The sequence below is a fragment of the Pantoea sp. WEP genome (assembly GCF_041678305.1).
Classification (GTDB): Bacteria; Pseudomonadota; Gammaproteobacteria; order Enterobacterales; family Enterobacteriaceae; genus Pantoea; species Pantoea dispersa.
In genome coordinates, this window is sequence record NZ_JBGNXB010000002.1 from 158125 (window position 1) to 183287 (window position 25163).

At 59.0% G+C, this 25163-nt stretch carries 22 protein-coding genes; 9 read left to right on the forward strand and 13 right to left on the reverse strand.

What is annotated here, in order from left to right; all coding sequences use genetic code 11:
* Positions 1-2: 2 nt before the first annotated feature.
* The 7 genes from arnF to arnB are packed head-to-tail and all read right to left on the reverse strand — an operon-like array spanning position 3 to position 7347.
* On the reverse strand, positions 3-365 hold the full coding sequence (gene arnF / locus ABVR31_RS19850; RefSeq protein ID WP_058781501.1) for a 4-amino-4-deoxy-L-arabinose-phosphoundecaprenol flippase subunit ArnF: 363 nt from the start codon (positions 363-365) through the stop codon (positions 3-5).
* A complete protein-coding gene (gene arnE, locus ABVR31_RS19855) occupies positions 362-682 on the reverse strand; it encodes a 4-amino-4-deoxy-L-arabinose-phosphoundecaprenol flippase subunit ArnE (RefSeq protein WP_021509383.1) in 321 nt (106 codons plus the stop codon). Before arnE ends, arnF begins: the two co-directional genes overlap by 4 nt.
* Positions 679-2334, reverse strand: coding sequence for a lipid IV(A) 4-amino-4-deoxy-L-arabinosyltransferase (gene arnT, locus ABVR31_RS19860; RefSeq protein WP_372774725.1), 1656 nt, complete (start codon positions 2332-2334; stop codon positions 679-681). Before arnT ends, arnE begins: the two co-directional genes overlap by 4 nt.
* Before the next feature lie 31 nt (positions 2335-2365).
* Positions 2366-3250, reverse strand: coding sequence for a 4-deoxy-4-formamido-L-arabinose-phosphoundecaprenol deformylase (arnD, locus tag ABVR31_RS19865; RefSeq protein WP_372774225.1), 885 nt, complete (start codon positions 3248-3250; stop codon positions 2366-2368).
* A complete protein-coding gene (arnA, locus tag ABVR31_RS19870) occupies positions 3247-5226 on the reverse strand; it encodes a bifunctional UDP-4-amino-4-deoxy-L-arabinose formyltransferase/UDP-glucuronic acid oxidase ArnA (protein ID WP_021509380.1) in 1980 nt (659 codons plus the stop codon). The genes arnD and arnA overlap by 4 nt, the downstream gene beginning before the upstream one ends.
* A complete protein-coding gene (arnC, locus tag ABVR31_RS19875) occupies positions 5223-6209 on the reverse strand; it encodes an undecaprenyl-phosphate 4-deoxy-4-formamido-L-arabinose transferase (RefSeq protein WP_021509379.1) in 987 nt (328 codons plus the stop codon). The genes arnA and arnC overlap by 4 nt, the downstream gene beginning before the upstream one ends.
* Before the next feature lies 1 nt (position 6210).
* Entirely contained in the window at positions 6211-7347 is a 1137-nt protein-coding gene (arnB, locus tag ABVR31_RS19880; protein WP_058776364.1) for a UDP-4-amino-4-deoxy-L-arabinose aminotransferase, read from the reverse strand.
* Between the two features lie 457 nt (positions 7348-7804).
* Between arnB and ABVR31_RS19885 the strand changes: the two genes are divergently transcribed.
* Complete coding sequence (locus ABVR31_RS19885) at positions 7805-8020, forward strand: hypothetical protein (RefSeq protein WP_227746467.1); 216 nt, start codon at positions 7805-7807, stop codon at positions 8018-8020.
* Positions 8021-8474: 454 nt separating this feature from the next.
* On the opposite strand, the gene ABVR31_RS19890 is transcribed toward ABVR31_RS19885, so the two are convergent.
* Positions 8475-9602 (reverse strand): DDE-type integrase/transposase/recombinase, encoded by a 1128-nt coding sequence (locus ABVR31_RS19890; RefSeq protein WP_372771880.1) that lies wholly within the window; start codon positions 9600-9602, stop codon positions 8475-8477.
* A 656-nt stretch (positions 9603-10258) separates the two neighbouring features.
* Here ABVR31_RS19890 and ABVR31_RS19895 point away from each other — a divergent pair.
* The 3 genes from ABVR31_RS19895 to ABVR31_RS19905 all read left to right on the forward strand — a co-directional run bounded on the left by ABVR31_RS19895 (position 10259) and on the right by ABVR31_RS19905 (position 14100).
* Positions 10259-11023: an A24 family peptidase gene (locus tag ABVR31_RS19895; protein ID WP_372774228.1), complete on the forward strand. Its 765-nt coding sequence runs from the start codon at positions 10259-10261 to the stop codon at positions 11021-11023.
* Between the two features lie 215 nt (positions 11024-11238).
* Complete coding sequence (locus tag ABVR31_RS19900) at positions 11239-12621, forward strand: diaminobutyrate--2-oxoglutarate transaminase (protein WP_021509096.1); 1383 nt, start codon at positions 11239-11241, stop codon at positions 12619-12621.
* Positions 12622-12633: 12 nt separating this feature from the next.
* The gene (locus tag ABVR31_RS19905) at positions 12634-14100 is read left to right on the forward strand and encodes an aspartate aminotransferase family protein (RefSeq protein WP_372774230.1); all 1467 of its coding nucleotides are present in this window, start codon (positions 12634-12636) and stop codon (positions 14098-14100) included.
* An 82-nt stretch (positions 14101-14182) separates the two neighbouring features.
* Here the strand turns inward: ABVR31_RS19905 and ABVR31_RS19910 are convergent, their stop codons facing one another.
* Positions 14183-14575: a RidA family protein gene (locus ABVR31_RS19910; RefSeq protein ID WP_150058993.1), complete on the reverse strand. Its 393-nt coding sequence runs from the start codon at positions 14573-14575 to the stop codon at positions 14183-14185.
* Between the two features lie 129 nt (positions 14576-14704).
* Here ABVR31_RS19910 and ABVR31_RS19915 point away from each other — a divergent pair, with 129 nt between their 5' ends.
* A complete protein-coding gene (locus ABVR31_RS19915; protein ID WP_021509093.1) occupies positions 14705-15307 on the forward strand; it encodes a TetR/AcrR family transcriptional regulator in 603 nt (200 codons plus the stop codon).
* On the opposite strand, the gene ABVR31_RS19920 is transcribed toward ABVR31_RS19915, so the two are convergent.
* Positions 15288-16199 (reverse strand): LysR substrate-binding domain-containing protein, encoded by a 912-nt coding sequence (locus tag ABVR31_RS19920; RefSeq protein ID WP_372774233.1) that lies wholly within the window; start codon positions 16197-16199, stop codon positions 15288-15290. The genes ABVR31_RS19915 and ABVR31_RS19920 overlap by 20 nt on opposite strands.
* Positions 16200-16296: 97 nt before the next feature.
* Between ABVR31_RS19920 and ABVR31_RS19925 the strand changes: the two genes are divergently transcribed.
* Positions 16297-17160, forward strand: coding sequence for an aldo/keto reductase family oxidoreductase (locus ABVR31_RS19925; protein ID WP_372774235.1), 864 nt, complete (start codon positions 16297-16299; stop codon positions 17158-17160).
* Between the two features lie 14 nt (positions 17161-17174).
* Here ABVR31_RS19925 and ABVR31_RS19930 read toward each other — a convergent pair whose 3' ends face one another.
* The gene (locus ABVR31_RS19930) at positions 17175-18668 is read right to left on the reverse strand and encodes a PLP-dependent aminotransferase family protein (protein WP_193751880.1); all 1494 of its coding nucleotides are present in this window, start codon (positions 18666-18668) and stop codon (positions 17175-17177) included.
* 109 nt (positions 18669-18777) lie between these two features.
* On the opposite strand from ABVR31_RS19930, the gene gabT reads away from it, so the two are divergent.
* Positions 18778-20031, forward strand: coding sequence for a 4-aminobutyrate--2-oxoglutarate transaminase (gabT, locus tag ABVR31_RS19935; RefSeq protein ID WP_372774237.1), 1254 nt, complete (start codon positions 18778-18780; stop codon positions 20029-20031).
* Positions 20032-20135: 104 nt separating this feature from the next.
* Positions 20136-21533, forward strand: coding sequence for a GABA permease (gene gabP / locus ABVR31_RS19940; RefSeq protein ID WP_021509088.1), 1398 nt, complete (start codon positions 20136-20138; stop codon positions 21531-21533).
* A 31-nt stretch (positions 21534-21564) separates the two neighbouring features.
* Here the strand turns inward: gabP and ABVR31_RS19945 are convergent, their stop codons facing one another.
* A complete protein-coding gene (locus ABVR31_RS19945) occupies positions 21565-21885 on the reverse strand; it encodes a hypothetical protein (RefSeq protein WP_021312978.1) in 321 nt (106 codons plus the stop codon).
* 172 nt (positions 21886-22057) lie between these two features.
* Between ABVR31_RS19945 and ABVR31_RS19950 the strand changes: the two genes are divergently transcribed.
* The gene (locus tag ABVR31_RS19950; protein ID WP_372774727.1) at positions 22058-23350 is read left to right on the forward strand and encodes a glycoside hydrolase family 10 protein; all 1293 of its coding nucleotides are present in this window, start codon (positions 22058-22060) and stop codon (positions 23348-23350) included.
* A gap of 40 nt (positions 23351-23390) precedes the next feature.
* Here ABVR31_RS19950 and ABVR31_RS19955 read toward each other — a convergent pair whose 3' ends face one another.
* Complete coding sequence (locus ABVR31_RS19955) at positions 23391-25127, reverse strand: hypothetical protein (protein ID WP_372774239.1); 1737 nt, start codon at positions 25125-25127, stop codon at positions 23391-23393.
* Positions 25128-25163: the final 36 nt, after the last annotated feature.

Below are 25163 nucleotides of genomic sequence, written 5' to 3' on the forward strand. Positions count from 1 at the left end.
GGTTAACGGCGCGGCAGCGCCACGCACAGCAGGCCGCAGACGATCAATATGACGCCTGCAAGACTGCTCCAGCGGAAGGTTTCATGCAAGGCTGGCAGGGAAATGGCGGCCAGCCACACCAGCACATAGCTCAGACTGAGCAGCGGATAGAGCCGGTTGAGCGGCAACAGCCGCAGCGCCAGCAGCCAGCACAGCATTGAGCAGCCGTAAGCTGCCAGTCCGCCGATTAACGGTATCAGGCCGTGCTGCCACGGTAGCGCGGTCCATGTATCCAGCGGTGGCAGCGCGAGCATTGCCGTGCGCAGCAGCAGCTGCGCCAGTGACACCAGCAGCACGCTGGCCAGCGCCAGCAGCCAGCCCTTCACAGATGGCTCCCCATCAGCGCAACCCCGGCAACGATCGCCAGCGTACCCAGCCACTGCCGTCGCGTGTAGGTCTCACGCCAGATGACGCGCGCCGCCACCGCCACCAGTACAAAATTCAGGCTCAGCATCGGGTAAGCCACGCTGACCGGCACGGTGCGCAGCACCACCAGCCACAGCAGCATCGCCGTCCCCAGCAGCAGCAGGCTGAGCACGAGCCAGCCGAACAGGCGGTGCCCGCCGCAGTGGGCCGCCTGTTTCTGGCACAGCTGGGCGGCACAACTGAGCAGACTTACCAGCAGGATCAGCAGCAGATTCATGGTGTCGCGTTATAGCCGTAGTAGACCAGCCGTCCCTGCTGATACACATCATCCGGCACCGGCAGATGCGCATCCGCTTGCTTTTCGTCAGAATTCAGCAGCAGCACCAGCGCTACCGGACCCTGCCGGCGATGCAGGCGCAGCCAGTCGGCGAAGGCTTCCCCGTCGACGTAACGCGTTTTTGCATCGGGATAACCCAGTCCGTACTCCAGCTCACCTTTTTCATCGAAGAAAGTGATATCGCTGCGGCGCAATTCCCATGCGACCGCAGAAGCGATGCCGGAATTGTCCACCACCAGATAGCGGCTCTGCGCCAGCTGAGGCCGAACGGCGCTGACGAAGCTCTGCGGCTGTTTGCTATCACGCACCTTTTGCGGGATAGCCAACCCGACCAGCAGCGCCAATGCCAGCGGGCAAAGCGCAGCCAGTTGCCAGCGGCCTGTTTTCAGGCTTAACCAGCCCATCACCGCCCAGCCGGCAAATGCCAGCGCAGCGCACACTACCCGCAGCAACTCATCGCGCGCGTACACCGGATGGTGCGCCAGCCCCCAGGGTGCCATCACCACCACGACCAGCAGCGTGGCGCCCAGACCAAACAGCAGGTTAATCCAGCCATTTACCGCCAAAGCCTGTTTCAGGCGCGCGGTGTTACCGTGCGCATAATGCGCCATCAACAACGCCAGCGGCGCAAAGCACGGCAGGATATAGGTCGGCAGTTTGCCTTTGGCGATGCTAAAGAACAGCAGCGGCAGCACAACCCAGCTAAGCAAATAGATCGCGACAGCGTGCTGTTGACGCTGTCGCCATGCGCCGCTCAGCGCGCCTGGCAGCAGGCCGAGCCATGGCAAACAGCCTGCCAGCAGCACCGGCAGGTAATACCAGAACGGGGCTTTGTGCTGCGCATCGCTCTCCGCGAAGCGCTGAATATGTTCGACCCAGAAGAAGTAGTGCCAGAAATCGCCTTCCTGATGCTGAATGGACAGCGCCCAGGGTGCGCTGATCGCGGCCGCCACCAGCACAGTAAGCGGGCCCCAGCGCAGTAGTTCGCCAAAACGTCGCTGCCAGAGCACCCAGGGCACAATCGCCAGCACCGGCACCGCCAGCGCCAGAAAGCCCTTGGTCATGAAGCCCATGGCACAGGCCGCGCCGAGCAGCACATAGCCCGTCAGCCGCTGTGAGGTACTGTGCGCCTGCGCAGCAAACCAAAAGCTGCACATCGCCGCCACCAGCCACAACAGCAGAATCGGATCGAGCACGGCATAGGTGCCGATGCCGTAAACCAGCAGCGAGGTAAGAAAGATCACGCTGGCGGTGAGCGCTATTTTGCGGCTGGGGAACATCCGTTTGCCCAGCCAGTAGATCAGCATGGCACTCAGCGTGGTACAGATAATCGCACCGGCGCGCACGCCAAAATTATTATGCCCAAATAACAGCTGGCCAAGATTATTGACCCAGTAACCGGCAATCGGCTTCTCGAAGTAGCGCAAATCAAAAAAATGCGGCACCACCCAGTTACCGCTCAGCAGCATCTCGCGGCTGATTTCGGCATAGCGGGTTTCATCCGGCTGCCAGAGATCGCGGAATGGCACCGGGATCAGATAATAGAGAGCAAAAAGCGCTATCAGCAGCACTATGCGGGTGCGGCTGCGCATCGGTGTTTCCATACTTGGGTCCTGTAAAATGTTAACTCTGGCAACCCAGCCAGCCTTCCCGGCCGGCAATGTGCCCGCGCACCACATGGCCCTGTGGCAGCGTACTGAGATCGTCCGGCAGCAGCTCGCTCAGCGGACAAAACCGGATGCCCTGCTGCTGCGCGCGCGTCAGCAGATCGGCAAAGGCGGGCAAACCGACGATGCCTTCGACCTCTGCGTGAATGGTATAGACCGGCGTACCGCTGGCGGCATGCATCTGCGCGAGAATAAAGTCGTTAAACCCCTCCGCGCTGACCTGCTGGCCCACCACTTCATCCCACGTCGGCAGGGTTACCGGAATTTGCACCGTGCCGAGGCTGCCATCGTTGAGGCGCGGAATGAACGGCCCGCTGCCGCGACAGTCGCTGTTATAGCGAAAGCCAAACGGCTGCTTAGCATCCAGTACCCGGCTGTCGGCGCGCCAGCCTGCCACCGCAGAGCAGGTGACACTGTCACCTAAAATGGCTTCCAGCGTCGTTTTACCGCGCGCAATCTGCGCATTCAGCTGCTGTGGCGACCAGACGCCAGCCCAGGTCTGCCAGGCAAAGTGATCCCACGCGTGTAACCCCACTTCATGGTGATCTGCCGTGGCGCGAATAATCGACGCCAGCCCTTTGCCTATTTCGCGGCCCGGCCAGGCGGTACCGGCCAGTAAAATATCCCAGCCGTACAGCGAGGCCGCGCGCGAACGCAGCATTTTCCACAGAAAGCGCGGCTTCATCAGGCGCCACAGGTGGCGCCCCATGTTGTCCGGCCCAACGCTGAAGAAGAAGCTGGCCTGCAGCTGATGCAGGCTGAACTGCTGCAGCAGCGCCGGTACGCCCAGTTGCGTGCCGCGCCAGGTATCGACATCAACACGCAAACCCACTCGCTTCATGGCTTTTCCTGTAGCTCAACGGTGCGCAGGAAGAAGTCCAGCGTGTTATCGATGGTGGTATCCATCGCCACGGTTGGCGTCCAGTCGAGCAGGCGGCGGGCGTTTTTAATCGACGGCTTGCGGTGCTCCACGTCCTGATAGCCCTTGCCATAGTAGCTGCTGCTCTCTACCTCACGGAAACCGGCAAATGGCGGGAAGCGATCGCGCAGCGGGTGGCGCTCAAAGCTGGCCAGCAGGTGTTCCGCCAGCTCTTTAATACTGGCTTCGTTCTCCGGGTTACCAATGTTAACGATCTGGCCATCGCAGTTGTTGTGTTTATTCTCGATAATGCGGAACAGCGCTTCGATGCCGTCGCGAATATCGGTGAAACAGCGCTTCTGTGCGCCACCGTCGATCAGCTTGATCGGCGAGCCTTCCACCAGATTAAGGATCAGCTGGGTGATGGCGCGAGAACTGCCGATACGCGCGGCGTTGAGGTTATCCAGCCGCGGGCCCATCCAGTTAAACGGACGGAATAGCGTAAAGCGCAACCCCTCTTTTTCGCCATAGGCCCACAGCACCCGGTCCAGCAGCTGTTTTGATACCGAATAGATCCAGCGCTGTTTATTGATCGGTCCGACCACCAGGTTGGAGTGATCCTCGTCGAAATGCTGATCGGTACACATACCGTACACTTCGGAGGTCGACGGGAAAATGATGCGCTTTTTATACTTCACGCAGTCACGAATAATCTTCAGGTTCTCTTCGAAATCCAGCTCGAACACGCGCAGCGGATTACGGGTATATTCGATCGGCGTGGCGATCGCCACCAGCGGCAGCACCACGTCACATTTCTTGATGTGATACTCAATCCATTCAGAGTGGATGCTGATATCCCCTTCAACGAAGTGGAAGCGCGGTTCATCCAGGAAGCGGCTGATGGCATCGGAACCGATATCCAGGCCATAAACCTCAAAATTATCATCCTGCAGCAGGCGTTCGGTGAGATGGTTGCCGATAAAGCCGTTTACGCCGAGGATCAGCACCCGCGTGCGGCGTTTTACCGCAGCAACCGGCTGCGAGTAAAGCAGCGCACCCGGCACCATGCCCAGACTCTGCGCCAGCTGGCTGCCGTTCATGTAAACACCGTTGTCGCTCTGCCCGGTGACCACTTCGAGCGCGCCCTCGCCGCAGGCAATCAGGAACGGCTCAACTGACAGCACCGTTCCCGGTTTGGCGCTGGGCGCATCCTGGTGAACCCGCCCTTTCCACACCACGAATTTCACCGTGCCGGCATACGCAAACGCACCAGGCCACGGATCGGTGACTGCACGCACCAGGTTATTCACTTTAGCCGCCGGCAGCTCCCAGTTGATGCGGCCATCCTCCGGCGTGCGGCGACCGACCACGGTCGCTTCCGCGTCGTTCTGCGGCGTGGCGGCAATCTCACCGCGCTTCATCGGCGGCAGCGCGCCTTCCAGCAGCTGGCCGGCGCAAGCCACCAGCTTACGGTGCAGCGTCAGCGCATTATCCTGCGGGTCAATCGCCACGCGCTGCTGCGCCACAATGTCGCCGGCATCGGCACGTTTCACCATGCGGTGCAGCGTTACGCCAGTTTCCGTCTCGCCGTTGACCAGCACCCAGTTAAGCGGCGCACGACCACGGTATTTCGGCAGCAGCGAACCGTGCAGGTTAAACGCGCCAACCCGCGCGCAGTTCAGAATGGTATCGCTCAGCAGTGCGCGATAATAAAACGAGAAGATAAAGTCCGGCTGCATGGTGCGGATGCGATCCACCCACAGCGGATGGTTAGCATCTTCCGGCGCATAAACCGGAATGCCCTGCTCAGCCGCGAGGCGTGCTACCGAAGGAAACGCATGGCTCTCCGGCGAGGTGTCCGCATGGGTGAAGATGGCACTGATTTCATAGCCTGCGTTCAGCAGCGCAGTGATGCCTGCACAGCCCATTTCGGCATAGGCGAAGACGATAGTTTTCATTGCTTAATTTCCTGTACAGACGGGGCATCTTGTTGCGGATGGATAACACGTTGAATGAAGTAGCGCGGACGGGCGCGTACGTCGTTATAAATACGACCGATGTATTCGCCCAGCAGGCCCATGCCGACAAACTGCGCGCCGACAAAAATAAACAGCACGGCAAATAGCATGAACACACCGTCACCGGCCCAGCTGGCACCAAGGAACAGGCGCAGCACAATCAGGATCAGAGAAAAGGCGAAACCGGCCAGCGCGATTAAGCTGCCGACAATACTCAGCAGACGCAGCGGCGTGGTGGTCAGGCAGGTCACCAGGTCATACATCAGGTTGATCAGCTTCATAAAGCTGTATTTGGAGTCGCCAAACTCACGCTCGGCATGCGTAACCGGCAGTTCAATGGTGCGGCGCGCGAAGGTGTTCGCCAGAATCGGGATAAAGGTGCTGCGTTCGTGGCAGTTGAGCATCGCATCGACAATGTGACGGCGATAGGCGCGCAGCATGCAGCCATAATCGCCCATCGCTTTGCCGGTCACGCGCTGAATCAGGTGGTTGATGGTGCGTGAAGCGCGGCGACGGAACCAGCTATCCTGACGGTTCTGGCGCACGGTGCCGACCACGTCGTAGCCCTGCTGCGCGGCTTTGACCAGGTTGGGGATCTCCTCCGGCGGGTTTTGCAGATCGGCATCCAGCGTAATGATCACATCACCGGAAACATGGCTGAAACCGGCCATAATCGCCGAGTGTTGTCCGTAGTTGCGATTCAGCAGCACGCCGACCACGTGACTGCCCGGCATATCCGCCGCATCGGCGATCATCTGCGCGGAGCGGTCGGCGCTGCCGTCATCCACCAGTAAGATTTCATAGTCAAGGCCGAGCGTGCGGCAGGCCGCGTCGGTGCGGCGCACCAGCTCCGGCAGGCTCTGTTCTTCGTTGTACACCGGGATCACCACGGAGACTTTGCGAATCGGTTTTTCTTCCAGCATCTCAGGCTCCCGCAAGGTGGCGTAAGGCAGTAATCACACGCGTTACATCGTCATCGAGCATGTCGGGGAACAGGGGCAGCGAGCAGATACGTTCGCTGTTCCATTCGGTGGCCGGCAGCGAGAGCTGCGGATAGCGTTCACGGTAATACTTGTGGGTATGCGCGGCGCGGAAATGCAGGCCGGTGCCGATGTCATGAATTTTCAACTGCTCCATCAGCGCATCGCGACTGATACCGCAGCGCGTTTCGTCCACGCGAATGATAAACAGATGCCACGCATGCTGATGCGGCCACGCCGGCTGCACCAGCGGCAGCAACGGCGTATCTGCCAGCTCGCGCAAATAGCGCGCGGCGATGGCCTGGCGACGTGCATTGATGGCCGGCAACTTTTGCAGCTGCACCAGCGCAATCGCGGCGTTGATGTCTGGCAGGTTGTATTTAAAACCGGGCATGATTACTTCGGCCTGCGGTTTGCGGCCATGGGTATGGCGATCGTAGGCATCGACGCCCAGGCCGTGGAATTTCAGGCTGCGCAGGCGGTCAGCCAGCTGCGCATCATCGGTCACCACAATGCCGCCTTCGGCGCAGGTGATGTTTTTGATGGCGTGCAGCGAGAAGATTGCGGTGCCCTGCTGCCCGACGTGCCGGCCTTTGTAGTAGCAACCTACCGCGTGGGCCGCATCTTCAATGAGCGGGATATTGTGGCGCGCGCTGACGGCGCGAAGGGCGTCGATATCCGCCGGCGCACCGGCATAGTGAACCGGCACGATGGCGCGGGTGCGCGGCGTAATGGCCGCTTCGATCTGTTCTGCGCTCACCATCAGGTTATCGCGATCCACATCGATCATCACCGGCGTCGCGCCCAGCAGCGTAATAATATTGAGCGTGGAAACCCAGGTCAGCGACGGGGTGATCACCTCGTCGCCGGGCTGGATACCCAGCGCCATCAACGTGACGTGCATGCCTGCTGTGGCAGAGCTGACGGCAATAGCATGCTGGTTGCCGGTGAGCTGGCAAAACGCCTGCTCCAGCGCAGCATTCTGCGGTCCGGTGGTAATCCAGCCCGATGCAAATACCGCCTGCACCGCGGCCAGTTCTTCCTCACCCAATGCCGGGCGCGAAAACGGAAGGAAACTCATAAGATAACCTTACTGTTGTGCCTGAAAACATGCTGAAAAATAAAACAAGCGTTATTGCCGCGCATGACAACCTGATGAAACACGCTGTAACCTTTTGTTTAAACGTTACTTAAACGAGTGTGTTCGCAGGGCGGCTGTCATCTGCGCGCAATAAAACTTAAGCAGGTCTGTTTTATCGCTATAAGAAACCAAAATACGGGGGAAAACTTAACTGAACATTAAATGGCAAAGCGGCACGCTGACTTTTTTACGTGATGTTGAAGATTGGTAGAAGATTGCGCGCCGGGGCCGGAAATCAGCATCGGGTCAGACATCATTGGTCGGCTTTACGATACAGGGCAATTAAAGTGGCTATTTTTCAATGCATTAACCAAGAGACTATACTGTTCTTAAGGTTATCCTAAGGTTGGCTGCTTATTCTTCCCTGGGATAGTGACGCCAGAGGCTGGACAGGAGAATGATGATGAGAACCGCGACTGACAGACTTTCACAGGCAGCACTACGCCGGCATCACATTGGCGTGAAAACAAAAGGATTGCGTTTCCGCGGTGAGCTGTATGTGTTTCGCTATAACGCCGGCCATTACGACGTTTTTCGCAACAGCGAATGGGTGATGTCGCTCGCCACCAGCAATGTGCTGGAAGCCATGCAGCAGTTTAAACAGAGCCAGTAAACTCGCTGGCGCATTGATTGGATTATGATCTGTCTCCGCTGGTGTATTGATTAGATTGTTGTCGGCCTCGGCTGGCCCATCGATTGGATTTCTGCCTGTCTTCGCATCGATTTGGTCATTGCCAGCCCGTGAAATTCACGCATCCCTGCTTATATCTTCTCTGTTCTCTGGAGCCCGCTCGTAAATCCTGCTGCAAATCGCTGCAACGCCGCTTTGCTGCTCGCCACGCCGTCTCCGCCGGCGTATTGTGCCTCTCGCACACCGGCCGGGGTTGTCGACAGGTCGCGGTGCGCATCAATGCGCACCCTACAGATTTTGTAGGATCGCCATTCATGGCGACCTGCCATCAAACCGCACAGAACTGGTAGCGGCGCGATTTCGCGGTACGCATAAAGGTACGACCGGGCACATGGGTAACAGATCAGACCGGGCACACAGGTAACACTTTTTGTGGTCAGTCGATCCGGATAATACGCTTTTCTGCCCGGTCATAATACGCAAGGATGAGCCTGTCGAAGAGGATGACGTCAATGCCGTCGTCCACTTCCAGGAACCGCACGTATTCCCCCCGTAACGCCGCGCTCAGGAAGGTTCGCCCGTTCAGCCTCAGGTCGCCTTTTTCACCGACTTTGTACAGCTTCGCCCCCTCCGGATAGCCCACCTCCGGCACTTTTCCGTCCCATTTCCGCGGTGAAGGCGTCCATATTTTCGCGGGCGGCTGCTGCCCGTGCGCCTCATGCGGCTTTTCCTGATTGAACTCGTTCCGCCATCCGCTGCACCACGCCTGCTGCTCCGGCAGCGAGCCAAAGACGTCGTGGTGGCTCATGGCGACCTTCAGCGACCGGTGCATCCGCTCGTGGCGGGCGTTCTGCCCCGGACAGCCCGGCGCGGTTCTTTCCGGCTGTATCCCCAGCTTTATCAGCCACACGCTCAGCTGCGTCAGCGCGAGAATGCCCGGCGCAACGAAGGGCGAGCCGTTGTCGGTGCGGATAACGTCGGGCAGCCCGCCTTCCAGGAAGGCCCTTTCCATGCAGCCGCGCACGAACACCGTGGTCTCCGACGTGCCCGGCTCGCAGGACAGCAGGTAGCGGCTGTGGTTATCGGTAAGCGTGAAGGGGCGGCACCAGCTGCCGTCTTTCAGGCGGAAGCGCCCTTTAAAATCAGCGCTCCAGACGTGGTTATTCCTCACGGGCGTCGTGAGGCTGCGCAGGTTGCCCGGCGTTCGCTTGCGCGGCGTCCGCGGCTGAACCATTCCCGCCGCCTTCAGCAGGTCGCCGATGGTGCTGGCGGCAGGGACGCTGAAGTCAGCGCCGTTGCTGAGGAACCAGTGGCGGATTTTTTTTGGCCCCCAGTCGGGGTGCTGCTGGCGGAACTGAACGAGGCGCGCGGTGATGTCGGGGGCGATTTTATCGGGCTGGAGATGGCGGGCGCGGGAGAGATTTTCAAGCGAGGAGAGCTCGCCGGGGTTAAAGCGGCTGAGCCACTTGTAGCCGGTTTTGCGGCTGATGCCGTGGCGGTGACACAGCTGCGTCATGGATTCCCCGCCTGCCTGGCAGGCGAGGATGAATTCAAGGCGTTGCATGGTAACAGTCTCAGTCCAGGGCATAGTGAGTCTCCTCTGCTATGCCGTTTATAACTGTTACCCATGTGCCCGGTCTAAAGTGTTACCTATGTGGCCGGTTTGTACCTAAATGCGCACCCTACAAAACCTGTAGGGTCGCCATTTATGGTGACCTGCCGTCAGACCGCACAAATCCGTAGCGGCGCGATTTCGCGGTACGCATAAATGCGCACCCTGCGAAACCTGTAGGGTCGCCATTTATGGTGACCTGTCGTCAAGCCGCACAAATCCGTAGCGGCGCGATTTCGCGGTGCGCATCAATGCGCACGCTGTGAAACCTGTAGGGTCGCCATTTATGGTGACCTTTCGTCAAACCGCACAAATCCGTAGCGGCGCGATTTCGCGGTGCGTATAAATGCGCGCCCGGCGAAACCTGTAGGGTCGCCATTTATGGCGACCTGCCGTCAAACCGCACAAATCCGTAGCGGCGCGATTTATCGCGCAAACAGGTTACGCGGCACCTTTATGCCAACCTGTCGTGCAACCGGGCAAAAAATCGCCCCGCTTACACCGGTACGCATCAATGCGCCCCCACGGTAACCGCGCCATGATCTGCACGATCGCCATTCGTGGCGACAGAAAAACCCAACGCTGCATGGACAGCAGGAGAAAACCTCATGGAAATCGCCTACTGGTTGATCGGTACACTGCTGGCGCTGTGCGTCGGCAGCTTTCTCAACGTGGTCATTTATCGCCTGCCGCAGCAGGTAATGAACCCGCAACCCGGCATTACCCTGCTGTTGCCGCGCTCGCACTGTCCACACTGCCAGACCACGCTGCGCGCGATCGATATGCTGCCGCTGCTCAGCTGGCTGTTGTTGCGCGGACACTGTCGCTACTGCCACCACCCGGTGAGCCTGCGCTACCCGCTGACGGAACTGCTCACCGCCGCGATCAGCCTGGCGCTGGCCTGGCTGCTGCCGCCCGATAGCCGCCTGCTTGCCGCCCTGCTGCTCGCCTGGATTCTGCTGGCGCTAACCCTCATCGACATTGAGCATCTGCTGTTGCCGGACGCTCTCACCCTTTCACTGCTGTGGCTTGGCCTGCTGTTCAAAGCGCTGTACTGGCTGCCCGGTACGCTGAATGATGCCGTGTTCGGTGCGATAGCTGGCTACAGCACGCTGTGGCTAGTGGGTGAACTCTATCAGCTGATAAACAAGCGCCCCGGTCTCGGGGGCGGAGACGCCAAACTGCTGGCTGCGCTGGGTGCCTGGCTTGGCTGGGCGCTTTTACCCTTTGTGCTGTTACTGGCTTGCACAGGCGCAATTTTATTTGTTCTGCTGGCCCGATTAGGCTGGCAACGCGAGCTGCATCACGTGCTGCCCTTTGGTCCGTGGCTGGCACTGGCGGGCATAAGTCTTTTTATTCACACGATTATTTAATCGCCTGTTCATATCGCGGCGTTAAAATAAGTGGCCAGTTTCTGTCCAACGTCCTGATTCCTAAATGAAAAGAATAAACAATTCTAAACAAAATTAATCATTGTGATGTGCGTCAAAAGGCTCTATATTGGCCGCGTTTTTTGAGCCACTGATACTTTTTTGTTCAACTAGTCAATCGGCCAGCCTGTTCGAGCCCCGGTTGAAGGAGAGATATGATGACGGATAAAGTCCGTATTGATACTTTTGGTGCCAACTCATTCAACGGAAACAACGACGCATTCTTAGCCCGTCAGGCTGAGTTTGAATCAAACGTCAGGAGCTACCCGCGCAAGTTGCCTTTAGCGATTGCCAAAGCCAATGGCGTGTGGATTACGGATGTTGAAAACAAACAATATCTTGACTGTCTGGCTGGCGCAGGGACGCTGGCACTTGGTCATAACCATCCTGATGTTCTGCAGAGCATCCAAAATGTCATTACCAGCGGCTTGCCGTTACATACTCTTGATCTGACGACGCCACTGAAAGATCAGTTCTCCGAATCTCTGCTCTCGCTGCTGCCAGGTCAGGGTAAAGAGTACTGCCTGCAGTTCACCGGTCCATCCGGTGCTGATGCCGTTGAAGCGGCGCTGAAGCTGGCGAAAAAAGTCACCGGCCGCAGCGGCGTAATCAGCTTCTCTGGCGGTTACCACGGGATGACGCACGGCGCGCTGTCCGTGACCGGCAACCTGTCGCCGAAAGAAGCGGTTGACGGCATGATGCCAGAAGTGCAGTTCATGCCTTACCCGCACCTGTACCGTTGCCCGCTGGGCCTCGGCGGCGAAGCTGGCGTGAAAGCCCTGACCTACTACTTCGAAAACCTGATCAACGACGTTGAAAGCGGCGTGCGTAAGCCTGCGGCCGTGATCCTCGAAGCGGTACAGGGTGAAGGCGGCGTGAACCCGGCGCCAGCTGAGTGGCTGCAGCGCATCCGCAAAGTGACCCAGGAACACGGCATTCTGCTGATCCTTGACGAAGTCCAGGCTGGCTTTGCCCGTACCGGTAAGTTCTTTGCCTTCGAACACGCGGGCATTGAGCCAGACATCATCGTGATGTCTAAAGCGGTGGGCGGCGGTCTGCCTCTGGCCGTGCTGGGTATCAAAAAGCAGTTTGACGCCTGGTCACCTGGCCACCACACCGGTACCTTCCGCGGCAACCAGCTGGCGATGGCAACCGGTCTGGCGACGCTGAAGATCCTGACCGAGCAGAACATCGCCGGCAAAGTGGCAGAACAGGGTGAATGGCTGAAAGCCCAGCTGAACGCGATGGCGAAACGCTTCCCGGTTATTGGTCACGTACGCGGCCTCGGGATGATGATCGGTATCGAAATCGTTAAGCCACACGAGCCAGCTGACCACATGGGTAGCTTCCCGGCCGACGGCGAACTCTCTGCACTGCTGCAGAAAAAATGCTTCGAAGCCGGTTTGATTCTGGAGCGTGGCGGTCGTCACGGTGCGGTACTGCGCCTGCTGCCATCACTGCTGATCAGCAACGAAGAGCTGGCCGTGTTCCTGGATAAATTTGAGCAGGCGCTGCTGGGCGCTGGCGTCAAACCTGTTTGACTGGAAGAGTAAATGTCTGAAGTAAACCCGATTCTGGCCGCCTCGGCCCCGAGCATTGAGGCGTACCAGCAGGCGATTGCCCAGAGCAGCGCCGCGGTTGTGCAGTGGCTGCAACAGCCTGAGATGTACCAGGGCAAAACGGTTGCCGAACTGCGCGAGCGTATCACGCTCGACTTCAATCCAAACGGCCTGGGCAACCAGGCCGCGATTGAACGTGCGATTGAATATTTCCTCAAAGACAGTCTGGCGGTGCACCATCCGCAGTGCGTTGCGCACCTGCACTGTCCGAGCCTGGTGGTAAGCCAGGCGGCTGAAGTGCTGATCAACGCCACTAATCAGAGCATGGATTCGTGGGATCAGAGCCCTTCTGCCACCATTATTGAAATCAAACTGATTGAGTGGCTGCGTGCGCAGGTTGGCTATCCGGCCGGTGATGCGGGCGTGTTCACCAGCGGCGGTACGCAGAGCAACCTGATGGGCCTGATGCTGGCACGTGACGCTTTCTATGCACGTCAGGGCCATTCCGTGCAGCAGCACGGCATCACTGGCGATCTGCGCAAGATTAAAGTGCTGTGCTCAGAAAATGCCCACTTCTCCGTGCAGAAGAACATGGCGCTGCTGGGCCACGGCTATCAGTCTGTGGTGCAGGTGAAGTCGGATCAGTTCGCCCGTATGGACGTGAATGACCTGAAAGCCAAAATGGCGCAGGCTGAAGCCAACGGCGAACAGATCCTGGCGATCGTCGCGACGGCAGGCACCACCGATGCCGGCGCCATCGATCCGCTGCGTGAAATCGCAGCCATCGCCGCTGAGCACAACATCTGGGTGCACGTGGATGCGGCCTGGGGCGGTGCGCTGCTGCTGTCTGAAAAGTATCGTCATTACCTGGATGGTCTGGAGCTGGTGGATTCCGTCACCCTCGACTTCCACAAACAATACTTCCAGACCATCAGCTGCGGCGCGTTCCTGCTGAAAGACGCGCGTCACTATGAGCTGATGCGTTATCAGGCGGCTTACCTGAACTCCGAGTTCGATGAAGAAGCTGGCGTGCCGAACCTGGTGTCCAAATCACTGCAGACCACGCGTCGTTTCGATGCGCTGAAACTGTGGATGGGTCTGGAAGCGCTGGGTCAGAAACAGTACGCCGCGATTATCGACCACGGCGTGAGCCTGGCACAGGACGTTGCGCAGTTCGTTGAATCTGAGCCACGTCTGGAGCTGGTAATGCAGCCACAGTTGGCCAGCGTACTGTTCCGCTATCGTCCAGAACAGCTGAGCGACAGCGCGCAGATCGCCCTGTTCAACCAGCGCATCGGCGATGCGTTGCTGGAGTCTGGCCGCGCTAACGTCGGTGTGACCGAGCATGCAGGCGTGACCTGCCTGAAGCTGACGCTGCTGAACCCGACCGTCACGCTGGAAGACATCAAGCTGCTGCTGGCGCTGGTAGAAAAAACTGCTGATCAACTGCTGAGCGCCTGATTAGGCGTGAAGTGAACAAGCCGCTAACCGGCAACGGTTAGCGGCTTTTTTATGGGTTGCAGACTGATCGCCGCACGCTGGCTCACTGCGGAATGCGCGCAATTACCTTGATTTCGAAATCATAGCCCGCCAGCCAGTTGACGCCCACCGCCGTCCAGTTGGGATAAGGCGCATCGCCGAAGAAGCGCAGCCGTACTTCGTTCACCGTGGTGAACTGCGCTTCCGGATCGGTATGAAACGTAGTGACATCAACTACGTCATCAAAACTGCAACCGGCGGCCTTCAGCACCGCCGCGAGATTGGTGAACGCCTGATTAACCTGACGCGTGAAATCGGGCTCGGCGGTGCCATCATCACGACTGCCCACCTGGCCGGAAACAAACAGCAGGTCGCCGGAGCGAATCGCCGCAGAGTATTTATTGATGTTGTACAACGCCTGACGGCCCGCTGGAAAAACAGCATCGCGTTTGTTCATAATCGTACTCCTGAAGATGAGAGAAGAAAGCGGGTTAGCTATGCCCGCTTTCGCTTTAACATACGCAGCGTATGTATTACTATGTTTTACATACGCGGCGTATGTCAATGCATAATTTAAGGAACAGCGATGGCAGCCAGACGACGGGCAGACCAGGTGGAAGAGACACGCGGCAAACTGATTGCCGCTGCACGACGCGCGTTTGCGCAGAAGGGTTACAGCGAAGCGTCAATGGATGACCTCACGGCAGCCGCCGGGCTGACGCGCGGTGCGCTGTACCATAATTTTGGCGATAAGAAAGGGTTACTACAGGCGGTCATTGACCAGATTGATGGCGAGATTCTTGAGCAGATGCGCGCAGCCGGACAGCAGTATCACACTCGCTGGCACGCGTTTCTGGCGGAAGCCATTACCTATATCGAGATGTCGCTGGAGCCGGAAGTCCAGCGCATCATGCTGCTGGACGGCCCGGCGGTGCTGGGCGATCCGTCGCGCTGGCCTAATCAGACCGCCTGTCTGCGCACCACCGCCGCCATGCTGGCGGAGCTGATTGAGGAAGGTACGGTGAAACCGGTCGATACCGAAGCGGCGGCGCAACTGGTCAACGGCGCCGCGCTCAATGCCGCGCTGTGGATTGCCGCTGCCGATGAGCCGGTCGCGGCACTGCCGCGTGCGGTGCAGGCCTTTCGGCTGCTGGTTTCCGGGCTGCTGGTTAACCCGGCGTCGCATTGAGTTCACGTATCCAGCTGAGAAACGCCTGCAGCGGTGCCGGGATCAGCCGGCGGTCGTTGTAATACAGCCACAGGCCGGGAAAGCTGAGCCACCAGTCGGCAAGAATCGGTTGCAGACTGCCGCTGGCCAGCGCCGGCTTCAGCCAGTCCTCAAACAGATAGACCACGCCGGCACCGGCGATGGCCGTTGACACCGTCAGCTCCATCGCCGCACCGATACTGCAAATCAGCGGCCCCTGCGGCTGTAGTGTGATGCGTTCCGCGCCGCGGCTGAACTCCCATTCGGCCGTCACCCCGGTGGCATAACGACCATACAGACAGCGATGCTGCATCAGGTCGCGCGGATGCTGCGGCGTACCGTGAGCCGCCAGATAGGCCGGCGCCGCGGCCGCGGCAAAGCGCTGCACGCGCGGACCAATCGGCAGCGCCACCATATCCTGTTCCAGATGATCGTCGTAACGGATACCGGCATCGCAGCTGTCGCGAAAAATGTCCTGCACATTACTCTCCGCCACGATCTCCAGCCGGATGTCGGGATAGCGCTGCAAAAATCCCGGCACAATCGCCGGTAATACCAGCCGCGCCGCGCTGACCGGCACGTTCAGCCGCAGCGTGCCGCCCGGCGTGTCACGGAACGTGTTCAGGGCATCCAGCGCCGCATCCACTTCGTTCATGGCGGGTAGCAGCCGTGACATCAGCGCCCGGCCCGCTTCGGTCAGTACCACCGTTCGCGTAGTGCGATTGAACAGCCGAACGCCCAGTTGCTGTTCGGCGCGCCGCACCGCATCACTCAAACGCGACGGATTGCTGCCGCTCATGCGCGCCGCCTCGCGAAATCCACCGGCTTTTGCCACCGCCACTACCGCATGCAGCAACGCCATATCCAGCGCCATTGTGCGTCACTCCGTACAGTCTGTCCTGATTTACACGGATAGTCGCACAGCACCGTTGTGATTACAATTTAAACACTATCCGATGAAGGAGGTTTACATGTCACAGGCTACCACCACTTACACACTGGGCGACCGTCAGGTTGCCCGTCTCGGCTACGGTGCCATGCAGCTGGCCGGTCCCGGCGTATTTGGCCCGCCAAAAGATGAGGCCCGCGCGTTACAGGTGCTGCGCGATGCCGTGGCTGCCGGTGTGAATCACATCGACACCAGTGATTTTTACGGCCCGCACATCACCAATCAGCTGATCAAAAAAGCGCTCTATCCTTACCCCAGCGATCTGGTGCTGGTGACCAAAGTGGGTGCCCGACGTAATACCAAAGGCGGCTGGCTGCCCGCCAGCACGCCGGAGGAACTGACGCAGGCGGTTGAAGATAACCTGCGCAATCTCGGCCTCGACGTGCTGGAGGTCGTCAATTTACGCTCGATGCTGAGCGTTCATGGACCGGCAGAGGGATCGCTGGAGCCGCAAATCGAGGCGATGATTAAACTGCAGCAGCGTGGCCTGATTCGGCACATTGGCCTGAGCAACGTGACCGCCAGTCAGGTGGCGCAGGCACAGCAGATGACGCCGATTGCCTGCGTACAGAATCTGTATAACCTCGCCAATCGTCAGGATGATGCGCTGATCGACCAGCTGGCCGCACAGGGCATTCCCTACGTGCCGTTCTTTCCGCTCGGCGGTTTTTCGCCGCTGCAGTCGGAACAGCTCAGCGCGGTGGCCAGCACGCTCAACGCCAGTACGCTGCAGGTGGCGCTCGCCTGGCTGTTGCAACGCTCAGATAATATTCTGTTGATTCCCGGCACCTCCTCGCCGCAGCATCTGCAGCAAAACCTGGCCAGCGCGGCGCTAACGCTCAGCCCGGAGGTGGTTGCGCAACTGGACAGCATTGGCCGGGCGTAAGGCATATGCCGGGGCTATCCCCGCCCGGCGATGCCCGCTTCCACCAGGCAGGCTTTGAGCACACCAAACGCATCCTGGCACTGGCGCTCATCCACGCAGGCGTAACCGAGCAGCAGACCGCGTCGCTCCTGCGGATGCATGTAGTATTGCGACAGCGGCCGCACCTTGACGCCGCGTCGCAGCGCCAGCGCGGCAATCGCCACATCATCGCAGCCCGGGGGCAGATTCAGCACCAGATGCAGCCCTGCTTCATGATTGACCACCGGCATAAAGGCCGCGCCCAGGTAGCGCTCAATTAGCGTCATCATAAAGCGCCGGCGCTGACTGTAGAGTTTGCGCATGCGGCGGATGTGCGTCATGTAATGGCCTTTCTGAATAAACTCCGCCAGCGCCCGCTGTACCAGCAGATGCCCGCCGCGATAGAGTTCGGCCGCCGCCACGCGCAGCGGCTGCGCCAGCGCTTTTGGCACCACCAGATAGCCGAGACGCAGCGCGGGATAGAGCGTTTTACTGAAGGTGCCCATATAGATCACCGGCGCATCCGGTTCAAAGCCCTGTAGCGAGGGGAACGGCTGGCCGGCGAAACGAAATTCGCTGTCATAGTCATCTTCCACCAGCCAGCTTTTGTGTTTGCGCGCGAGATCGAGCAGCTGCCTGCGCCGCTCCAGACTGAGATGCACACCCAGCGGATACTGGTGTGACGGTGTCACAAAAATCATCTTCGGCGCTTTGCTGCGCGGTGCCAGCTCCGGGATAATGCCCTGTTCATCCACCGCTTTGGCCTGAATTTTTAGCCCGTTAATGCGTAACAGGTTGCGTGTGCCCCAGTAGCCTGGCTCCTCGATCCACACCGGATCGCCCGCGTCGCACAGCACGCGCGTCACCAGATCCACCGCCTGATGAATGCCTTCGGTAATGATGATTTGATCGGCGTCGGCACGCACCGAGCGCGCCACGCTGAGATACTCAGCCAGCGCCTGGCGCAGCTGCGGGCAGCCGCCGTTGCTGCTGTAAATCAGCCGCTCGATGTCAGGTTCGCGATTCAGCCGCGACTGAATCTGGCTAAATAACTTATGCGGAAACTCACGCACATCCGGCGCGCCGGGCACAAATGCACCCCACTGATAAGGCGAGGCATTGGCGTGACCGAGCAGCGTGGCGCCACGTTTTGAAATCGCCGCCGGTTTACTCATCAGGGGTTCACTGAGCGGCAGCGCCGGCGCGCTGTTGAGGCACCCTTCCGGCAGGTTTTCTGCAATCCAGGTGCCGCTGCCGGTGCGCGCGCTGACATATCCCTGCGCGACCAGATTTTCATAGACGTTGAGCACCGTATTACGCGACACCGCCAGCTCGCGCGCTAAATCACGCGTCGCCGGCAGGCGTGAGCCGCGCGGGAAAATGCCCTCTACAATCGCCGCCTGCATGCAGTGCAGCAGGCGCTGCTGCAGCGTGCCCTCCGCGACAAACTGTAGTCGTTCCAATACATGATCGGCGTACAAACTCCGCAATTGGCTCCATCCTTCTCAGTGAAATTGGCTCTGGCAACCGCGCTCAGTGCAGGCATAAATAAGCGTGTTTGTCGTGATTTGTAAAGACGCTTATCGCTAAGGAAAGGTTATGGAAGGTAAAAACAGCCAGTTGCAACAACGCAAAGATGACGCGCTGCCGCGCGGCACCGGTAATCTTTGTCAGTGGTATGTCGATCAGGCCGAAAACGCCACGCTACGTGACGTTGAGGGCAATAGCTGGATTGATTTCGCCGGCGGCATCGCGGTGCTCAACACCGGCCACCGTCATCCGAGCGTCGTGCAGGCCATTGCCGATCAGTTAGCAAAATTCACCCATACCGCCTTCCAGATAACGCCGTATGAGAGCTATGTGGCGCTGGCGGAACGCATCAATCAGCGGGTGCCAATTGCCGGTAAAGCCAAAACCGCTTTTTTCACCACCGGCGCTGAAGCGGTAGAGAATGCGGTTAAAGTGGCGCGCGCCGCTACCCGTCGTCACGGCATCATCACCTTCGGTAACGCCTTTCACGGCCGCACTTTCATGACCATGGCGATGACCGGCAAAGTGGCCCCCTATAAGCGCGATTTTGGCCCGATGCCGGCCTCGGTGTTTCACGCCCGCTACCCTAACGCGGTCACCGGCATCAGCGTTGAGGACGCTATCGCCAGCCTGCACGATCTGTTCAGCCACGACATCGCGCCGCAGGATGTGGCCGCCATCGTACTGGAACCGGTGCAGGGTGAAGGCGGTTTTCACATCGCGCCGGCAGAGTTTCTTACGCAGCTGCGCGCGCTGGCCAATGAGCACGGCATCCTGCTGATTGCCGATGAGGTACAGAGCGGATTTGGCCGCACCGGCAAGCTGTTTGCCATGGACCACTATAGCGTCCAGCCCGATCTCATCACCATGGCGAAAAGTCTGGCGGGCGGTATGCCACTGTCGGCGGTGAGCGGTCGTGCTGACATCATGGATGCGCCCGGTCCGGGCGGGCTGGGCGGTACTTACGCCGGCAATCCGCTGTCGATTGCCGCCGCGCATGCGGTGCTGGATGTCATCGACGAAGAACAGCTGTGCCAGCGCGCCAGCGACCTGGGCGCTACGCTGAGCGAACTGCTGCACCGCGCGCGCCGCGCTAACGCGTCGATTACCGACGTGCGTGCGCTGGGCTCAATGGTAGCCGTGGAGTTTGCCAGTGCGCAGCAGGCGCAGGCGCTGCAGCAACAGGCGATGGCGCGCGGTCTGCTGCTGCTGACCTGTGGCCCGCAGGGCAACGTGATCCGCTTCCTCTATCCGCTCACCATTCCGGATACCCAGTTCCGCCAGGCGCTGGATATTCTCGACAGCCTGCTCAGCCAGCCTTAGCGTTCCACCCATTGTCCGATCGCTTGCCTGCCGCGCGCAGGCAAGTTTCACCTGCATAACAGGCGGGGTCTGCCCTGCCTGAGAGACGATCTGGAGAGATATTGATGACTGCTCAGAATGCCGATGTACTGGCACAAAGCCTGAAACCCCGCCACGTGCGCATGCTGTCGATTGCCGGAGTGATTGGCGCCGGGCTGTTCGTCGGTTCCGGCCATGCGATTGCCGAAGCCGGACCGGCGGTGCTGCTGGCCTATATCGCCGCCGGCGCGCTGGTGGTGCTTATTATGCGCATGCTGGCGGAGATGGCGGTCGCCTCACCGGACTCCGGTTCCTTCTCCACTTACGCCGACAAGTCTCTTGGCCGCTGGGCCGGCTTTACCATCGGCTGGCTTTACTGGTGGTTCTGGGTACTGGTGATCCCGCTGGAGGCCAACGCCGCCGGCACCATTCTGCACGGCTGGTTCCCGCAGGTGGCGGTGTGGGAATACACGCTGGCGATCACCAGCTTCCTGACCATCAGCAACCTGTTCAGCGTGAAAAACTACGGTGAGTTTGAGTTCTGGTTCGCGCTGCTGAAAGTAGTGGCTATCGTCGCCTTTCTTTGTGCCGGCAGCCTGGCGCTGTTTGGCCTGCTGCCCGGCAGCAGCACGCAGGGTATTTCACACCTGTACGACACTCACGGCTTCATGCCTAACGGTATCAGTGCCGTGCTCGCCGCCATTCTTACCACCATGTTCTCTTTCATGGGCACGGAAATCGTCACCATTGCCGCCGCCGAATCTAACGAACCGCGCAAGCAAATCACCCACGCCACCAACTCGGTGATCTGGCGTATCGCGCTGTTTTATCTGCTGTCGATCTTTCTGGTGGTGGCGCTGGTGCCGTGGAATACGCCGTCGCTGATGAAAGCCGGGTCTTACCAGACGGCGATGGAGATGATGAACGTGCCCTATGCCCGGCAGATTGTCGATGTGGTGGTGTTGATCGCGGTATGCAGCTGTCTTAATTCTGCGCTTTATACCGCGTCGCGCATGCTCTATTCCCTGTCGCGCCGTCAGGATGCGCCAGCGGCGGCCTCGCGCACCACGCGCAGCGGCACGCCATGGGTCGCAGTGCTGATGTCTACCGCCGCAGCATTTCTGGCGGTGATCGCCAACTATCTGGCGCCGAGCGCGGTGTTTGAGTTCCTGCTGGCCAGCTCCGGCGCCATTGCGCTGCTGGTTTATCTGGTCATTGCCGCTTCGCATCTGGTGCTGCGGAAAAAGCGCGAGGCGCGCGGCGAGCAGCTCAGCTATCGCATGTGGCTGTTCCCGGGTCTGACGTGGGCCACTATGGTGTTCATTGTCGGCGTACTGACGTCAATGCTGTTCAATGCGCAGCATCGTTCCGAAATTATCGCCACCGGCCTGTTAACGCTGCTGGTGCTGGTCGCCAGCCAGATTGTGCACCGCAAGCGCGCGGCGCGTAAAAACAGCGAGGAGATGGTAGCGCTGCGTTCGTAACGCTCGCCATGACGGGCACGGAAGCCCGCCGTTACTGCACATCAATACTGATCGACTCTTCCGCCACGTTAATCGTCACGGTGCAGTGCGTCCACACCGGCTGCCCTTCAGTCATCTCATGTTCGATAAAGTATTGCTGAAAGTCTTTCAGCGCGGCACTGAGATCGCCAATCGCGCGCGCGTCCGGCTCGAACCAGTCCGGTTCGCCGTTTTCATCAAGGTAGTTAAACTGAAACTGCCCGCCCTCCTCATCGGCAAACAGCTCCGCCTGCACCACCAGCACCTGCGCGCCGTCGGGGCCACAGCTAAAAATGATCTGGCCAATGCGGCGATAAAGGTCTTCGTATTGCATAATGAGAACTCCTGTAAGATGCGGGACGCGCGACAGCGCCGCGGCGGCATTCATCTCAGCCAATGTCTTGACATTATGTCTGAGGATCAGAGAATGAACGCCTGCGAATAACGGACTACAAGAAACGGAGTTTATCATAGCCTGTTCAGCGCGTTACCTCTCTGTTACCCACATTAAACGCGTCGCCCGTCTGCTGTCTGCCGTGCTGTTGCTGGCCAGCTGCGCCTCGGAGCCGCCAAAATCGCTGGTCACCCCGTTTCCGTCGCCGACCAAACCGCCTGTTCCGGCTAAACCCGCAGCGCAGACTGAACCAGTGCGCGGCGTCTGGCTCACCACGGTGTCGCGCCTCGACTGGCCGCCGATATCCTCCGTTACGGCCAGCCCGGCACTGCGTATACGCCAGCAGCAGCAGGCACTGACGGCCAAACTGGATAAGCTGCACAGCCTGGGGATTAACACGGTATTTTTCCAGGTGAAGCCCGATGGCACCGCCCTGTGGCGTTCGCGTATCCTGCCATGGTCCGATACCCTGACCGGCAACATCGGGCAAGATCCGGGTTACGATCCGCTGCAATTTATCCTCGACGAGGCGCACAAACGCGGTATGAAGGTGCATGCGTGGTTTAATCCTTATCGCGTGTCGACCAATACCAAACCTGCCACCGTGACGGCGTTAAACAACACGCTCCAGCTGCAGCCGGCCAGCGTGTTTGTGCTGCATCGTGACTGGATCCGCACCGCCAGCGACCGCTTCGTGCTCGATCCGGGCATTCCGGCGGCACGCGATTGGATCACCAGCATCGTGGCGGAAGTGGTGTCAAACTACGCCATTGATGGCGTTCAGTTTGATGACTATTTCTACACCGAAACCGCGGCATCGCCGCTCAATGACAGCGCCACCTTTCGCCAGTACGGCGCGGGCTTTGCCAGCAAAGCCGACTGGCGGCGGCACAATACCCAGCTGCTGATCGAGCAGGTTTCCCGCACGATTAAACAGCTCAAGCCTGCCGTTGAGTTCGGCGTCAGCCCGGCGGGTGTATGGCGTAATCTGTCGCACGATGCCGCCGGCTCCGATACGCGCGGTGCGGCGGCTTATGATGAAGCCTATGCCGACACGCGCCGCTGGGTGCAGCTTGGGCTGCTGGATTACATCGCGCCGCAGCTCTACTGGCCGTTTGCCCGCCAGGCTGCGCGCTATGACGTCCTGGCGCGCTGGTGGGCCAATGTGGTACAGCCAACCCACACCCGGCTGTACATTGGCGTGGCGCTGTATAAGGTGGGTGAAGCCTCGAAAAGTGAGCCGGACTGGACAGTTCAGGGCGGCGTTCCCGAGCTGAAAAAACAGCTCGATCTGAACGAATCGCTGCCGCACATCGACGGCACTATTCTGTTTCGCGAAGATTATCTTAATCAGCCGCAGACGCAGCAGGCGGTCGAATATTTACGTCAGCGCTGGGGAAAATGATTTATTCAGGCCAGCAGTATTCCTCAGCTGGCCTGAAGCGTTAGCGCGGGTTATCCGGATCGAGTAATTCAATACTGCGCGGCACGCCGTTCACGCGGACTTTCAGGAAACGGCGGGTGATCCACTTCCCCGCGGCATCCTGCTCCTGCCGTTCAAAAAACGGCCCACGCAGCAGCAGTTCCTTATTATTGTTGTAGCCAAAGCCGACATCTTTATTGCCCACCCAGTGCTGTTCAAAGGCGACGACCGGCTGGTTGTCCAGCGCCGTGGCTTCTTCCGCACTGCAGGCGGTAAAACTTTTGCGGAAAATAAAACACTGACCGGACTGATAGCGATCGCGCCCGTTGGTTTCCACCAGCGCAATCGAGAAGCCGGTATAGGCCGGAATTTTAACGTACAGTTTGGTGTGCGCGCCCTTGCCCTCGATATGTACCTTAATTACAGGTGAGGAGCCTTCACCATACCAGCTGCCAATGGTGTTTTCACCGTTACGAGCTTGCAGATAGATATGCGCTACGCCCTCAGGCGTTTTGTAACAGTAATCGGTTTGAGTGCTGTCCTGCGATACGTATTGAGCGCTGCCAACAATGCGAACATGAATTTGGGTAGATGAATCTGAAAAATTAAATTCGCCGACGTAAAACCATTTCGCGTCTTTGCCACGGTTATCCATGTGATGCTGCGAGGTGGTGAAGTCATAACTCAGCGATCCCTGAATGATCGCGCCAAGATCGGAAATCTCCATCACGCCACGATCGCCTTCCGCCAGCAGCGTCCATGGCTCAATACCCTCTTTGCTGAAGTCAAAGCCCGCGCTATCGCGGTGCACGCTTTTCTGAATAATCATCGCGCGGCAGTAGCCCATTTTCATGGGATTTTGCGTCGATTCAATCACCAGCCCTTCAATGGTCCACTGACCATTGGTGAGATCGCCGGCAAATTCGGAGTGCTCGATCCAGCCATTGCGAATAAACGATTGCGTGCAGCGCGGCAGATCGAACACCGGCTGTCTGGTGCTGCGCTGCAAATTAAAGTTGGAGAGTTCAATGGCGGTCGAATGATCCCAGGCACCCTGTTCCCGGTCGGACCAGCGCGCATAGACAATACTGCCCTGACAGCCACGTGAATAAAACTGGTCGATTTTGCAGTCCAGCGTGTCAATCAGTTCCAGTGCCCGCCCGCCGAGGTAGCGAAACTCCATACTGCTGACGCGCAGAAACTGGCCACCGATAATACTGTTGGTAAAGAAGCCGACATTATTAAACGCCGTGCCGCCGTCTTCGCCGCTATCAGAACTCATGCCTTTCACCACAAAGCCGGAAATTTCCACATAGCGTGCGCGTACGCTAAAGAAATGGGTTTTGCGCGGTTTCGGTCCCCAGTTAAATTTCAGCGTGGTGGTGGGGAAATAACCGAAGTTGACCGGCGCGCCGGATATTTTGAAGCGGTTAATCTCTCTGTCGCTGCCCAGCACTTCCGCTAAATCAAAGCCGGACAGGCTGAACTCACCGGCGGTAAAGCGAATGCCCGCGGAGGGTAAAACACGCTGTGACCATTTAAACATGCGGATCACCGCATCAATGCAATCGGTGGTGCCATCGGCTATCGCGCCAAAATCCACCACCGTGACCGCGCTATAATCGAGGACCACTCTTTTCCAGCGCTTTTTACCGGACGTCACGAAATTCAGCCCGCCGTCATCGGGCGTGCTGTTGTCGGTGGCATCGTAGACAAACACGCCGCCGCCCATCCGACTGCCACGGCTGTATTCCAGCACCGACGCAATTTCGCCAATCGAAACAGGTTCCTATTT

Bases quoted from the DNA above. Each gene is read 5' to 3' on its own strand.
- ABVR31_RS19925 (WP_372774235.1), top strand. From the start codon at position 16,297: ATGTCACAGGCTACCACCACTTACACACTGGGCGACCGTCAGGTTGCC.
- ABVR31_RS19915 (WP_021509093.1), top strand. From the start codon at position 14,705: ATGGCAGCCAGACGACGGGCAGACCAGGTGGAAGAGACACGCGGCAAA.
- arnC (WP_021509379.1), bottom strand. From the start codon at position 6,209: ATGCTGGAAGAAAAACCGATTCGCAAAGTCTCCGTGGTGATCCCGGTG.
- ABVR31_RS19895 (WP_372774228.1), top strand. From the start codon at position 10,259: ATGGAAATCGCCTACTGGTTGATCGGTACACTGCTGGCGCTGTGCGTC.
- arnA (WP_021509380.1), bottom strand. From the start codon at position 5,226: ATGAAAACTATCGTCTTCGCCTATGCCGAAATGGGCTGTGCAGGCATC.
- gabT (WP_372774237.1), top strand. From the start codon at position 18,778: ATGGAAGGTAAAAACAGCCAGTTGCAACAACGCAAAGATGACGCGCTG.
- ABVR31_RS19910 (WP_150058993.1), bottom strand. From the start codon at position 14,575: ATGAACAAACGCGATGCTGTTTTTCCAGCGGGCCGTCAGGCGTTGTAC.
- arnE (WP_021509383.1), bottom strand. From the start codon at position 682: ATGAATCTGCTGCTGATCCTGCTGGTAAGTCTGCTCAGTTGTGCCGCC.
- gabP (WP_021509088.1), top strand. From the start codon at position 20,136: ATGACTGCTCAGAATGCCGATGTACTGGCACAAAGCCTGAAACCCCGC.
- ABVR31_RS19945 (WP_021312978.1), bottom strand. From the start codon at position 21,885: ATGCAATACGAAGACCTTTATCGCCGCATTGGCCAGATCATTTTTAGC.
- ABVR31_RS19905 (WP_372774230.1), top strand. From the start codon at position 12,634: ATGTCTGAAGTAAACCCGATTCTGGCCGCCTCGGCCCCGAGCATTGAG.
- ABVR31_RS19890 (WP_372771880.1), bottom strand. From the start codon at position 9,602: ATGCAACGCCTTGAATTCATCCTCGCCTGCCAGGCAGGCGGGGAATCC.
- ABVR31_RS19900 (WP_021509096.1), top strand. From the start codon at position 11,239: ATGACGGATAAAGTCCGTATTGATACTTTTGGTGCCAACTCATTCAAC.
- ABVR31_RS19920 (WP_372774233.1), bottom strand. From the start codon at position 16,199: ATGGCGCTGGATATGGCGTTGCTGCATGCGGTAGTGGCGGTGGCAAAA.
- arnB (WP_058776364.1), bottom strand. From the start codon at position 7,347: ATGAGTTTCCTTCCGTTTTCGCGCCCGGCATTGGGTGAGGAAGAACTG.
- arnD (WP_372774225.1), bottom strand. From the start codon at position 3,250: ATGAAGCGAGTGGGTTTGCGTGTTGATGTCGATACCTGGCGCGGCACG.
- arnT (WP_372774725.1), bottom strand. From the start codon at position 2,334: ATGCGCAGCCGCACCCGCATAGTGCTGCTGATAGCGCTTTTTGCTCTC.
- ABVR31_RS19885 (WP_227746467.1), top strand. From the start codon at position 7,805: ATGATGATGAGAACCGCGACTGACAGACTTTCACAGGCAGCACTACGC.